The following is a 13471-nucleotide window of genomic DNA, read 5'->3' on the forward strand; positions in this document are numbered from 1 at the left end:
CAGAGCCTCTTTCAAGCACGCCTAGATCGGGCGACTCGTCAATCCATGGATGGAATAAAAATGAAGATTATTGAAAACACCAACTTTCTCAGCACATTTAAAATTCAGATAACCTCTGGCCAGCCTCGAATCTACAACAACGGGCATCAGCAGATCGAAATAACGGTCACCTATCAACCGGCAAAAAATGTGGAGCTGTCTGAAGAGCAATTAAATAGCCTCAGGCTCGTGACCTCCAAAGGGGGTGAGTTCCAAGAGCTGTCGGATGAGTTCACCGTCTCGACCACCCGCGACCCACGATTCAAATATTTTCAAGACCCGCGGGGTCCGTCTAACGTAAGAGCGCCGGAGGTTATCGCAGGCCAGAACATCAAAACCTTCTACATTTCCTCCACTCATGAAGCGGAGGTCCCCATCAATCTCCACGCCGCCATGAACAAAGATGATGACCTTGTGGCAATCACGGGAACCAAATACTTCAATTCATCGTGCATCATAACGACAGTCAATCCGGACCTGATACTTTCTCGCCAGGATTTCAAATTCTGGGGCGAAGATGTTCACGAGGAGGACCTGAGCAGCTGGCACGCAGGGCAGAAAACCACGAGAGAGCTGGACGTCGACGTCTACCATCTGTCCTTCAAAGACCCACGAAACCGACTGGTGGAGTCCGTAAAAGCTGAAGAAGGAACCGTGGGTGAGGGAGAACCGTGGTTCCACAAAAAGTTCGAAGCCGACGCATCCTGGTTCTTCGACAGCCGCGAAAGCCGTATACACACGCACATCGCCTATACGGTCGGTACAAAGCTGAGTTTCAGTAACGAGCACATCACCATCAACGTCTCCCGACGCAACGTCATGAATTTTGTACGCGTCAAGATTTATGAGAAGCATCCTTCATTTCCTGTATCGGTAAAAACCGTCAATGAGCGCAGTGTATGGCTGTTGCGGGATCAGAACGGGAACACACATAAAATCGAGATGTTTACGGAATCCAATGGCAACATTCCAAACTTCAAAGTCATTGAGTCGCACTATTACGACCGCTTGATAGCACAGCGGTAACGACGTCCCTTTTGAGCGCAAGTTCAAAAGGGTGCGTCCTCTATCAGGCATACCTACAGGGAACGATGATATGTCTATCAGCGGTATTCATACCCAAGCTACAAATTTCATGGATTTTATCAAGACTGGCGTAGATGCACGGACGGGTCAGTTTACGATTGCATTCCAATTGCCACTTCTTCCCGCTAACGGTCTGGCGGGTCCCTCTCTTTCGCCCACCTTGTCATTCAACGTATTGGCCTCGACCGTCGACCGAGGCTTTGGTTACGGTTGGGCACTGGGTTTCAGCGAAATCAACCTTCAGCAAACCTCAGCCTCCCTACAACTTTCGTCAGGCGAAAGTTTTGCCATTGATATCAAAAATACCGACTTCTCGCCTGGCAACGAGCTGCTGTTGTTGGACAACAAACTTAAATCCATGGTGATCACGTGCCAAAGTGACACGGAGGTCCGAATCGATCATAAATCCGGGCAGACCGAGATTCTGACGAAACAACACAACAGTGCCAAATACCTCCTGACGGAGCTACGCAGTCCAGAGGGGCGTCGGATGTTCGTGGATTGGTCCGCGTTCGCCAATGACGATTTCAGGCTCGACAAAATCCGCGACGAGACTCGCACCCTGTTGGAGGTTCAAAGTGACGGCGCAGAAGTGGTATTTCAGGTGCCAGGCCATGAGGCTCGTACCCTGTCCCTGCAGCTGACGAACGATATGCTGGGCTCTGTGTACCTGCCTGGCATCGATCAACCCTTCACGGTGACTTATGAGGCTCATCCGGTGAGCGACCAGTTGGAAATACTGCTGCCTACCGAACTCACCAGCCCACTGGGGGCATCCGATAGCGTCAGATGGGGGACGGGTGAGTTTGGCCACCAGCTTCCACCAAGTGCTCCCTTCCCTGAACTACCAAGGGTGATTGAATGGAAGCACTCATCCGGTACGGGAGACGTTGAACTGACCCGCTCTTACGAATGGGTCGGAGCACTCAACTTTCTGGGGTTCGGCAGCGAGCACCCCTTCGACTGGCAGACAGGACGCGACAACCTTTATGCGGTCCAGGAAGATTACAACTACGAAGTCATTGAAACGCTGACAGATGAACAAGAGCGCACGCTTTCGACCACTACGCGCACCTGGAACCGCTTTCATCTGCTGACCAGTGAAGTGACTCGCCGAGGACAGTGCGAGATCCGGAACACCACCACCTACGGCATCGAGACTGGCAAGCATTGGGAAGACCAACCCGCGTGGTGCCAGCTTCCCCACCTACGGAAAACGACGTTTATCGATCACAGCGCTGCAAACCTGCAACGTAGCGAAGAGACCGAATACCGCTACGACACGTTCGGCAATGTGCTCTTCACACGCACACCCGACGGGATCGAGGAGTACAGCGAGTATTACCCTGCCGAAGGCGTGGAAGCGACCGAAGAGAGCGACGGTTGCCCGGCCAGCCCTCTGGGCCTGGTCAGGTTCTTGAAGAAAAAAACCGTCAAGCCGGCCCTCGTGGAAGACGGCACCTACGGCGGCGCATCCGAGACATCCACCACGTATGCCTATAAAGCGCTGGATTCCACTATCGAAGGTGGCCTCCCGTTCGTAGTGGTGCAGAGCGAGAGGGTGCGGGATGAAACTCACTCCCGTGATCTGGAAACCACGACCCAGACCTACATCACCGAGAAAGGCCCCCACTATGCTCGCGTGAGCGAAAAAGTCATCACCCTCAATGGCAAGGCCACCACTACCAGCTATCGCTATGAATTGACCAACGATGAGTTGAGCACCCACACGACCGTCACAGGTTTCGAGGACACCGATCTGGTTCGTGCGACTCAAAGCAGCTCGCGCTCGCTGATCACCGGCCAACTCACCCGCGAGCGCAATCAGGCGGGTGTATTGTCGCGTTACGAATACGACGCCCTTGGTCGTGTGACCAAAGCGGTCAACGCCGACGACAGCCCTTATCAGACCCAGATGACGTCGTCCTATCACGTGAAAGACAAGGTGGCGATCGAAACCGCCGCTGAGGGCGAAAACCCGGTGATGATCGAGCAGGTGCTTGCCACGGGCCAGCGACGTCGGCAATGGCTCGACGGAGAAGGCCGCGCAGTTCGCATCGAACTGCAGGATATAGACCACGCTCCCGATGAGTTTCGCGAGATCGCCCGTACCGTGTTCGACGCTGAGGGCAGAACAATCAGCGAAACACAGCAGGACTGGCTGCGCGCCCCGGAAAACCCGGCCACGGTCACAGCGCTCACGCTTACCACAACCTTCGAATACGACGACTGGGGTCAAGTGCGCCAAACGACTTCTCCGGATGGTGTGCAGAGTTGCAATGAACACGACCCGGTGGCCTTGACCCTCAAAGCCTGGCAGCAGAACGGCTCCCTTCAGGGGCCGCAGACGATGACCCGGCACAACGCTGCAGGCAGCCCGATAAAGGAGCAGTTGTATGACAGCGAAGGCACGCTCATCCGCACCAAGGAATGGGTACGCGACGGGCTGGATCGTGTCACCCAGACCACCATCAAGGTGCCCGGCCAACAGGACCGCGTAACGTCGTTAAGACTGGATGTTTATGGCCGAGTCCTCGAACAGCGTCTGGCCGACGATACGGTCGTGAATTGGACATACGCCTTGCACAGCGATGCCAACCACCCGGAAACCATCGCTGTGACACCCTCGAGCGCTGAACAATCGCAAGCCGCGCCATCCGAATGACCGAGCGAGTGTCGGGAAGCCTGAGAGCGGAAAGAGCATCCCACGACTTACATCATTTCCAAGGATCGGAAACATGAGCACACCAACGATTATCGGTCGGCAGACCTTCGACGGCCTGGGCCGTCAACTCAGCGTCGAAGTGGGCGGGAACACTACCCGGTTTGACTACATCGACGGCCAGCTTCCTCCAGCAGCCAACACCCTTGCCGATGGCAAGAAGATCACGTTCACCTACGAAAAGGCGTTGAATAATCAATTGCTCAGCATAGCTGCGGAGGGCGAAACGACGACCCTGATCAGTCGCCATCCCATGCTTGGCCAGCCCTCCTTCATCGAAGCGGAATTGGGCACCCAAGCCTTCGAATTCACAGCCGCTGGTCAACCGGACAACGATAACTGGACAGTGGACGGCAAGACTCATACCACCCGTTGGCGGCATTCGCTCAGCGGCTTGCTGCAAGGCTTCAATGACGCGCAAGGCGTGGTTCATGAGCGCCATCTGGATGCAGTCGGACGCGTGGAAAAGACCCGCGTGGCAGACGTCGAGACGACCTACACCTATGACGCCCTGTCTCGCCCACTCACCGTGAGCGTCATCGACCCGCAAAGCCAGCAGGCCCTCACCACGTCGCTGACCTACGACGCGCTGGGGCGAGAACACACCCGCACCTTTACGGTCGTGCAGACAACGGATGCCGAAGCGGGCGAGGCACCCGAGGCCACCACTCGCACATTGACCCAGACACTGAGCTACTCAGGGCTCGACCAGATCACTTCTCGCACCTGGACCGATGGAGAGGCGCAAGGCGAGGAAACATTCGAATACGACGTGCGCAATCGCTTGGTGCGCTGCACGGCCAATGCCTGGGCGGCGGCAGAAGATCCTTACGGCAACCGGATCGTCGAGCAGGTGTTCACCTTCAACGCGTTCAATGGCTATAAAAAGGTCGTCAGCACCTTCATCGATGGAACGCACGACGAGGCTGTCTTCAGCTATGCCAAAAACGACCCCACCCGCGTCGTCGAGATTACCCACACTCACCCTTCGTGGCCTTCGCAAGTCACGCTGACCTACGATGCCTGCGGCCGGGTCGTCAGCGACAGCCTGGGGCGAAATTTAAGCTGGAACACCCAAGGTCGACTGACCGAAGTGCAAACGCCTACAGGCACGTGCACCTACCGCTACGACCCCAGTGGCCAGCTCACCGACCGCGAAGTGAACGGTATCCTTACCCGAGACTTCTTCAGCGCAGACCAACTGACCCACAAACAGACCGACGAAGACAGTATTCAGTTAATAGGTGACATGGATGCCCTGTTCGCCGTGAACAAAGTGACGGACGGCGTTCGACAGACCATTCTGCTGGGCACCGATGCCCAGGGCAGCGTGCGCATGGAGGCAGGCAACACGGTGCGAGCCCGCCGTTACAGTGCGCATGGGGCAGACGTAGCCACTGCAGACAACGAGCCGTTCGGCTATACCGGCGAGCAGTGCGAGCCGGTATCAGGCTGGTACATTCCAGGCGGTTACCGGCCTTATGACCCCGTGCTCATGTGTTTTCTGGCCCCTGACACCGATAGCCCGTTCGGTCAGGGGGGAATCAACCCTTACGCGTGGTGCGACGGGGACCCGGTCAATCGCGTCGACCCGGACGGCCATAGTTGGGTGAGCTACGCCTTGGCAGTCACTGGCATCGTCCTGGGTTTTATCGGATTGATACCTGGCTTGCAGGCATTACCTGCCTTTGGAGTTTTGTTCAGCACCGGGACGAGTTTACTCACGACTTCAAATATCACCGCACTGGTCGCCACGACACTGGATATCGTTGCGCTAGCCACCGGAGCTGCAAGCACACTCCTCGAAGCCTCAGGCAACGATGGAAAAGCATCATCGATTCTCGGGGCCATTTCGCTGGTGACCGGCCTGGCGGGGGCAGGACTGGGCTTGAAATTGGGTTTCCGACGCGCGGGCACGCATGGTTTCAAATCAACTCCCAGAAAACAAGCGGATTACGAAGTCATTTACGAGGCTGCGTCAAACAGTGTTGACGTGGGTTTCATTCCTAACTATCACCGCACCAAACGTGCTGCGTTCGTCACTCATGGCGATCCCCTGCGCCCGATCCTGATGGGCCCGGACGGCAAACCCATGTCCGCAGCCGAATTTGCCAGAACGGTTATCTCCCCACGGCTTGCAAACCTCCCTGACGCGGATGCCACCATTGTGTTGGTGTCATGTTGGGGGGCGAAGAATGGTGCGGCTTTGGAAATCGCCAGGGAGCTGAACCGGCCGGTACAGGCATTCACTCATAAGGCCTACATTAAGTTCGTCAACTTGGCTCAGCCTGCCAACAAAAACACCATTGCCAAAGAAGCCAACCCTTACTTCGAGCGTCTATTGGCAACCCGCAACCCCGTGAAAGCCTGGAAGACAACCTACCGGGAGGCCGCTTCGAAGATCTTTTATCCACCAGCAGCAGCCTCGGCAGCGTGACATGCTTCCGACGGCGTGCAACGAACCATCTGGACTCAACTTCCAAGGATTGGAAAATCATGAACACACCCCTGATCATTGGTCGGCAGACCTTCGACGGCCTGGGTCGACAGCTGTCGGTAGAGGCCGCAGGCTACATCACCCAGTTTGAATACACTCAAGGGCAACTCCCGCCCACGGCCAACGTCCTGGCCAATGGCAAGCGCGTGGACTTTACCTACGAACCGGCGCTGAGCAACAAATTGCTCAGCGTCAAACCGCAGGACGAAGCCGCGCAACAACTGTCATACCACCCGTTGGGCATGCCCGCCTCAGCCAGTGGCGCGCTGGGCACAGAGGCATTCGACTTCACGATGGCAGGCCAGCCCCAACAGGACACCTGGACCGTTGACGGCACGCCGTACAACACCCTGTGGCTGTACTCGATAAACGGTTTGCTGCAAGGCTTCAGGGATGCCAACGGCGAGAACCATCGACGCCATTTCGACGCTCAGGGGCGCGTGCAACAAACTCAGGTCGGCAACCTGACAACCCGCTACATCTACGACGGGTTGTCGCGTCCAGTGAGCATCATCATCAAGGATCCGGACAACTCACGTACACTGACCACGGCAATGACCTACGACGCTTTGGGGCGTGAGTCGACGCGAACCTTCTCGACCACAGCTATTGGCGACCCTGAGCAGCCGGTCATCAACACGTTCACCCAGACCCTCGCCTACTCCGCGCTGGATCAGATCATTTCTCGCATCTGGACTGAAGATGATCAGCTCGCCGAAGAGGCTTTCGAATACGACACGCGGGGTCGTCTGGTGACCTACGTCGCCAATGCCCTCGCAGCGCCGGAGGATCCATTCGGCAACCGCATCGTGCGACAGGAATTTTCATTCAACGCCCTCAACGGCCACGAGAAAGTGGTGACTACCTTCACAGACGAAAGTACCGACGAGGCGCTGTTCACTTACGCGAAGGGCAACCCCGTTCAGGTGGTCAAGATCACTCACACCCACCCGTCCTGGCCCCAGGAAGTGACACTGACCTACGACGCCTGTGGCCGTGTAGTGAGCGATAGCCTAGGACGTCGCATGGTCTGGAATGCGCAAGACCGTCTGACTGAAGTGCATCTTGATGACCGAACCTGCCAATACGGCTACACCGCCCATGGCCGTCTGGCAGACCGCACGCTGGATGGCACCCTGAGCCGCAGTTTTTTCAGTGGTGAAGAGCTGACCCATGAACGGACCGGCGAAAACAGCATGAAGTTTTGCTCAGGTGCTCAGGGCATGTTTGCCATCAACAAAATCGCCGGAGGTGTCCATCAAACGATTCTGCTGGGCGCCGACGCACAGGGCAGTATCAAACTGGAAGCTGACAGCGACATCCGCACCCGTCGCTACAGCGCCCATGGCGCCGAGCCAGTAAGCACCGAGCATGTGCCCTTCGGGTTTGCCGGGCAACGCCACGAGCCACTGACTGGCTGGCAGATTCTGGGCGACTACCGCCCGTATGACCCAGTGTTGATGTGCTTTCTCAGCCCGGACAGCCTGAGTCCGTTCGGCAAAGGAGGGCTTAATCCTTATGCCTATTGCGCGGGTGATCCGGTCAATCGCATCGATCCGGACGGTCATAGCTGGGTGAGCTATGCGTTGGCCGGTATTGGGCTAGCGATCGGCATAGCGACTGCTATCGCGAGTTTCGGCACGGCGTCGGCCGTCATTGGAGGAATCGCCGCTGCGGGATGGTCGGCGCTCACGCCCAGTGCAGCGATAACCATCGGTGCCGTCGCTCTGGACATTACCTCGACAGCCACGGGCATTGCGGCAATGGGCATGGAGTTGGCGGGCGCAGACTCCAACGCCTCCGACGTGCTGGGCTGGGTTTCGCTCGGCACCGGATTGGCCGCCGCTGGAGCGCTGACAATCGGATTCAAAACCAGCCGCTCAGCCTTGAATATGGGCCGATACACCAAGTCAGGCTCACCAAGCGCGCCTATCCGAAAAATGGGTCATGCCGATGTTCTGTTCGGTTCACCAAGACCCGACGTCGCATTCCACCACAACCTGTGGGGCGACGTTCCCAAGCCTTGGGGGCCGGGGGAGCTCAGGGCTTTTGAGACCCACGGGCTGAAAAACGGTCATCTGATGAATGCAAACGGGGTCTTCGAAGACGCGGCCAATATTGCCCGACAGGAAATTGCCCCCCGGCTGGCAGGCTATGCATCAGATCGACCCCTTGTGTTGCTGGCTTGTGAAGGTGGAAGAAGCGGCGCCGCGCAACAGGTTGCCGATGTCGTACGCAGACCTGTGATTGGCTTCGATAAAGTGATCCACCTCCACGCGCCCCATTTGATGACCCGATTCGGATATGGAGCCGTCGGTAAAGTCATCGAAACCAATTTTCCGCTACAGCGAGTGTCGTTCTGGAAACAATTCAAGATAAGCAGACAGTTGCCCTATGACATGGGAAGGAACTACGAACTGGCGACCTACAAATTCTATTACCCTCAGTAAACCGCTGGACTCCCGGCATCCCGGCTAAGCGGAGACACCGACACCGTGCCCTTTAAGACCAACGTTTACCCTGCGGCAGGGTGTCGCGCCGGTCTCCACGCGGTATACTGCCGCGCCTTTTTCCTGCCGCTGCGCCTGAGCGGTAGCAGAGCCAGAGGCCGTTCGCGCAGATGCCAAGCGCATCGTGCGCCAACCGCCCATATAATGTTCCCGCCTGACAGAGGAGAACGCCCATGACCGTGATCAAGCAGGATGACCTGATTCAGAGCGTCGCCGACGCGCTGCAGTTCATCTCCTATTACCACCCCGTCGACTTCATCCAGGCCATGCACGAGGCCTACTTGCGCGAAGAATCGCCCGCCGCGCGCGACTCCATGGCTCAGATCCTCATCAACTCGCGCATGTGCGCCACCGGCCACCGTCCGATCTGCCAGGACACCGGTATCGTCACCGTATTCGTACGCGTGGGCATGGACGTGCGCTGGGATGGCGCCACCATGAGTCTGGACGACATGATCAACGAAGGCGTGCGTCGCGCTTACAACCTGCCGGAAAACGTCCTGCGTGCCTCGATCCTCGCCGACCCGGCAGGCGCTCGCAAGAACACCAAGGACAACACCCCGGCGGTCATTCACTACTCCATCGTTCCGGGTAACACCGTTGAAGTGGACGTGGCAGCCAAAGGCGGCGGTTCGGAAAACAAATCGAAGATGGCGATGCTCAACCCGTCCGACTCGATCGTTGACTGGGTGCTGAAAACCGTTCCCACCATGGGCGCTGGCTGGTGCCCGCCTGGCATGCTCGGCATCGGCATCGGCGGCACCGCCGAGAAGGCTGCGGTCATGGCCAAGGAAGTCCTGATGGAGTCCATCGACATCCACGAGCTCAAAGCGCGCGGCCCGTCGAACCGTCTGGAAGAAATGCGTCTGGAGCTGTTCGAGAAGGTCAACCAACTGGGCATCGGCGCTCAGGGCCTGGGCGGTCTGACCACCGTGCTCGACGTCAAGATCATGGACTACCCGACCCACGCCGCCTCGCTGCCGGTCTGCATGATCCCGAACTGCGCCGCCACCCGTCACGCCCACTTCGTGCTCGACGGTTCCGGCCCCGCTTCGCTGGAAGCGCCACCGCTGGACGCCTACCCGGAAATCGTCTGGGAAGCTGGTCCTTCGGCTCGCCGCGTCAACCTCGACACCCTGACACCAGAAGAAGTGCAGAGCTGGAAGCCGGGTGAAACCGTCCTGCTCAACGGCAAGATGCTCACCGGTCGCGACGCTGCGCACAAACGCATGGTCGAGATGCTGAACAAGGGCGAAACCCTGCCGGTGGACCTGAAAGGACGCTTCATCTATTACGTCGGCCCGGTCGATCCGGTCGGTGACGAAGTGGTAGGCCCAGCCGGTCCGACCACCGCTACCCGTATGGACAAGTTCACTCGCCAGATCCTGGAACAAACCGGCCTGCTGGGCATGATCGGCAAATCCGAGCGCGGCCCGACCGCCATCGATGCGATCAAGGACAACAAAGCTGTCTACCTGATGGCCGTGGGTGGCGCAGCGTACCTCGTCGCTCAGGCGATCAAGAAATCGCAAGTGCTGGCATTCCCTGAACTGGGCATGGAAGCGATCTACGAGTTCGAAGTCAAAGACATGCCGGTCACTGTCGCGGTCGATAGCAAAGGCGAGTCGGTACACATCACAGGTCCTGCCATCTGGCAGAAGAAGATCAGTGAGAGTCTGGCGGTGGAAGTGCAGTAAGCGCTGCTCTGGCAGCAACGAAAAGCCCGGCCTCAGTGCCGGGCTTTTTCATGTGCGCTTCGCCCCTGGCCTTACTTGCCCACCGCTCGCAAAAGGCTGGGCTCGGGCGCCACAGAGGGTCGTTTCTGACTCAAATACCGCGTACAACTCACCCGCAGAAACGAGGCGAAATTAACCACTTCGCCATTGAATCCCATCACCTCTTCGTACAGTTTGGTAATCAATTGATTGGTCGTCATGCCGTCGTGGCGGGCGATTTCCGCGAGGATGTCCCAGAACTGGTTTTCCAGCCGCAATGTCGTCACCACGCCGCAGATGCGCAACGAACGAGAGCGGGATTCATAGAGAATCGGGTCGGCCTTTACGTAGAGTTCGCACATGGTTTTCCCCTGTGAGATTGCCTTCTGTCAAAGAATGATCTGAGTGCCCAGCAGCTTCAAAAACGCCGCTAACCACGCCGGGTGGGCAGGCCACGCCGGGCCGGTCACCAGATTGCCGTCTGTGTGCGCCTCTTCCATGCCGATCTCGACGTATTCGCCCCCCGCCAGCCTGACCTCGGGCGCGCATGCGGGGTAGGCACTCAACGACTTGCCCTTGAGCACCCCGGTTTCAGCCAACAATTGTGGGCCATGGCAAACAGCAGCAATGGGCTTGTTGTCGCGACCAAACTCGCGCACCAGTTCCAACACGCGGGCATTGAGCCGCAGGTACTCAGGCGAACGGCCGCCGGGCACCAGCAGCGCGTCGTAGTCGGCGGATTTGACGCTGTCGAAATCGAAATTCAGCCCGAAGTTATGGCCGCGCTTTTCGCTGTAGGTCTGATCGCCTTCGAAGTCGTGAATGGCTGTGCGAATGACCTCGCCTTTCTTCTTGCCGGGGCAAACGGCATGAACGGTGTGGCCGACCATCTGTAGCGCCTGAAACGGCACCATCACTTCGTAGTCTTCGACGTAATCGCCGACCAGCATGAGGATTTTCTTGGCTGCCATGTGCGATGTCCTCCAGTGAGAGAGTCCTTTAGCCGAAAGTATCGGTGGGATATTTCCCCCGCAGGTAACAGCGTAGTACTACACAGAGAAATGCACGTTGGCATCTGTAGCAGGACAAGGAGCTGCGCGACGTTTACCCCCGCCGATCCAACGCATTGACCACCAACCGATCCACCCAACCCCACACCCGCTGCTTGACGCGACTCCACAGCGGACGAGCCTGCCACGCCTCCAGACTGACCTGGTGGCTGACCAGAAAATCGCGCTCAAAGCTCTCAGCCACCGCTTGAGTCAATCCCGGGTCAATCGCCTCCAGATTCGCCTCAAGGTTGAAGCGCAAATTCCAATGATCGAAGTTGCACGAGCCGATACTGACCCAGTCGTCCACCAACACCATTTTCAAATGCAGGAAGCACGGTTGGTATTCGAAGATTTTCACCCCGGCCTTGAGCAAGCGGGGGTAGTAGCGATGCCCGGCGTAGCGCACCGAGGGATGGTCGGTGCGCGGGCCGGTGAGCAGCAGGCGCACGTCGACGCCTCGGGCCGCAGCGCGACGCAATGCGCGGCGGACTTTCCAGGTGGGCAAGAAATAGGGAGTCGCCAGCCAGATGCGTTTTTTGCTGGTGCTCAGCGCGCGAATCAGTGATTGCAGAATGTCTCGATGCTGGCGCGAATCGGCATAAGCCACGCGCCCAAGACCCTGGCCACTGACCGGGGCTTTCGGCAAGCGCGGCAGGCCGAAATTTTCCGCCGGACGCCAGGCGCGACGTCGGGGGTTGGCGTGGAACTGGCGGTCGAAGAGGGCTTGCCAGTCGAGTACCAAGGGGCCACGAATCTCCACCATCACTTCGTGCCACTCGCTGATGTCATGATCGGGGCGCCAGAACTCGTCTGTCACCCCGGTACCGCCCACCACCGCCAGTTCCTTGTCGACCAAGAGGAGCTTGCGATGATCTCGGTAGAAATTACGGATGCCGCGACGCCAATGCACGCGATTGTAGAAACGCAGAATCACCCCGGCGTCGGTCAGGCGTGTGCGCAAACTCAAGGTGAAGGCCAGCGACCCGAAATCATCGAACAGGCAACGCACGATGACGCCACGCCGAGCGGCATTGACCAGCGCTTGCACGACCGCCTCGGCGCACGCCCCCGCCTCTACCAGATACAACTCCAGTTCCACCTGCTGCTGCGCGGCATCGATGGCCGCGAGCATGCGTGGGAAGAACGCAGGCCCGTCGATCATCAGGTTGAACTGGTTGTCGTCACGCCACGGAAAGATCGCGCCTCTCATGGTCAGCGCGCCGTGAAGATCAACACGGCACCGACGGGCACCGAAAAGCCGATGGCCGACAGATCAGCCACTTTGCGCAGACTGTCGAGGCCCGGCAGCAAACCGAAATCCTCGACGTGCAGCACCAGCGGCTCCAGCGTCACCACTTGAAAGCGGCGGTCATCCAGCCGCGTGGCCAACAGTTCAGCGCTGTAGCTTTGCGACTGCCCATGCATTTGCACCTTCAGCGGCAGGCGCAGTTCCAATTGCGCGCCGGGGGCCAGCGCGTTGATAGGACGCATGTCCAGTTGTGCGGTGATTTTCGCTTCGGGGAATTGCTTGACGTCGAACAACTGCCTGCGCAAGCGCTCGTCGCGCAAAGGGATGCCGGTGGCCACCGAGTCCATTTCCACTTCCAGCTCCGCCACGCCTTTCGGGTCGACCTTGCCGTGCAGATTGAGGAAGCGATGCACCTCGGAAATGTCAGCGTTCTTGGTAGAGATGAACGAGAGCCGCGACGACTCGTTATCCAGATACCAGTTCGCCTGAGCAGGCAACGCCAAGGCGGCAAGCGAGGCCAGCAGCAGGCGAGAACGTAAGGGCATGGGAACTCCAGATGCGCGATGGGACAAACCTTATCCGGCTGTCAGACCGCAGGCAA

At 58.2% G+C, this 13471-nt stretch carries 9 protein-coding genes; 5 read left to right on the top strand and 4 right to left on the bottom strand.

The genetic code is table 11. The features are described 5' to 3' along the window. The first annotated feature begins 60 nt into the window (after positions 1 to 60). The 5 genes from ACI5GA_RS10970 to ACI5GA_RS10990 all read left to right on the top strand — a co-directional run bounded on the left by ACI5GA_RS10970 (position 61) and on the right by ACI5GA_RS10990 (position 10551). Complete coding sequence (locus ACI5GA_RS10970) at positions 61 to 1065, top strand: hypothetical protein (protein WP_421422779.1); 1005 nt, start codon at positions 61 to 63, stop codon at positions 1063 to 1065. Between the two features lie 70 nt (positions 1066 to 1135). Beyond that, complete coding sequence (locus ACI5GA_RS10975; protein ID WP_421422780.1) at positions 1136 to 3790, top strand: hypothetical protein; 2655 nt, start codon at positions 1136 to 1138, stop codon at positions 3788 to 3790. A 73-nt stretch (positions 3791 to 3863) separates the two neighbouring features. Next, complete coding sequence (locus ACI5GA_RS10980; protein WP_404635865.1) at positions 3864 to 6284, top strand: RHS repeat-associated core domain-containing protein; 2421 nt, start codon at positions 3864 to 3866, stop codon at positions 6282 to 6284. Between the two features lie 59 nt (positions 6285 to 6343). Beyond that, entirely contained in the window at positions 6344 to 8794 is a 2451-nt protein-coding gene (locus tag ACI5GA_RS10985; protein WP_421422781.1) for an RHS repeat domain-containing protein, read from the top strand. 233 nt (positions 8795 to 9027) lie between these two features. Continuing rightward, positions 9028 to 10551: a fumarate hydratase gene (locus ACI5GA_RS10990; RefSeq protein ID WP_404635861.1), complete on the top strand. Its 1524-nt coding sequence runs from the start codon at positions 9028 to 9030 to the stop codon at positions 10549 to 10551. 71 nt (positions 10552 to 10622) lie between these two features. On the opposite strand, the gene ACI5GA_RS10995 is transcribed toward ACI5GA_RS10990, so the two are convergent. The 4 genes from ACI5GA_RS10995 to ACI5GA_RS11010 all read right to left on the bottom strand — a co-directional run bounded on the left by ACI5GA_RS10995 (position 10623) and on the right by ACI5GA_RS11010 (position 13415). Then, entirely contained in the window at positions 10623 to 10931 is a 309-nt protein-coding gene (locus ACI5GA_RS10995) for a ribbon-helix-helix domain-containing protein (RefSeq protein WP_404635859.1), read from the bottom strand. Between the two features lie 27 nt (positions 10932 to 10958). Continuing rightward, positions 10959 to 11540, bottom strand: a complete 582-nt coding sequence (locus tag ACI5GA_RS11000; protein WP_404635857.1) for a DJ-1/PfpI family protein — start codon at positions 11538 to 11540, stop codon at positions 10959 to 10961. A 133-nt stretch (positions 11541 to 11673) separates the two neighbouring features. Next, positions 11674 to 12831, bottom strand: a complete 1158-nt coding sequence (locus ACI5GA_RS11005; protein WP_421422782.1) for a phospholipase D-like domain-containing protein — start codon at positions 12829 to 12831, stop codon at positions 11674 to 11676. 2 nt (positions 12832 to 12833) lie between these two features. Further along, entirely contained in the window at positions 12834 to 13415 is a 582-nt protein-coding gene (locus ACI5GA_RS11010) for a YceI family protein (RefSeq protein WP_404635853.1), read from the bottom strand. Between the last annotated feature and the right edge of the window lie 56 nt (positions 13416 to 13471).

Source organism: Pseudomonas sp. Pseu.R1 (assembly GCF_045764065.1).
Taxonomy (GTDB): Bacteria; Pseudomonadota; Gammaproteobacteria; order Pseudomonadales; family Pseudomonadaceae; genus Aquipseudomonas.

Coding starts and splice junctions, on each gene's coding strand:
- ACI5GA_RS10990 (WP_404635861.1), top strand. CDS start 9,028: ATGACCGTGATCAAGCAGGATGACCTGATTCAGAGCGTCGCCGACGCG.
- ACI5GA_RS11010 (WP_404635853.1), bottom strand. CDS start 13,415: ATGCCCTTACGTTCTCGCCTGCTGCTGGCCTCGCTTGCCGCCTTGGCG.
- ACI5GA_RS10985 (WP_421422781.1), top strand. CDS start 6,344: ATGAACACACCCCTGATCATTGGTCGGCAGACCTTCGACGGCCTGGGT.
- ACI5GA_RS10970 (WP_421422779.1), top strand. CDS start 61: ATGAAGATTATTGAAAACACCAACTTTCTCAGCACATTTAAAATTCAG.
- ACI5GA_RS10975 (WP_421422780.1), top strand. CDS start 1,136: ATGTCTATCAGCGGTATTCATACCCAAGCTACAAATTTCATGGATTTT.
- ACI5GA_RS10980 (WP_404635865.1), top strand. CDS start 3,864: ATGAGCACACCAACGATTATCGGTCGGCAGACCTTCGACGGCCTGGGC.
- ACI5GA_RS10995 (WP_404635859.1), bottom strand. CDS start 10,931: ATGTGCGAACTCTACGTAAAGGCCGACCCGATTCTCTATGAATCCCGC.
- ACI5GA_RS11005 (WP_421422782.1), bottom strand. CDS start 12,831: ATGAGAGGCGCGATCTTTCCGTGGCGTGACGACAACCAGTTCAACCTG.
- ACI5GA_RS11000 (WP_404635857.1), bottom strand. CDS start 11,540: ATGGCAGCCAAGAAAATCCTCATGCTGGTCGGCGATTACGTCGAAGAC.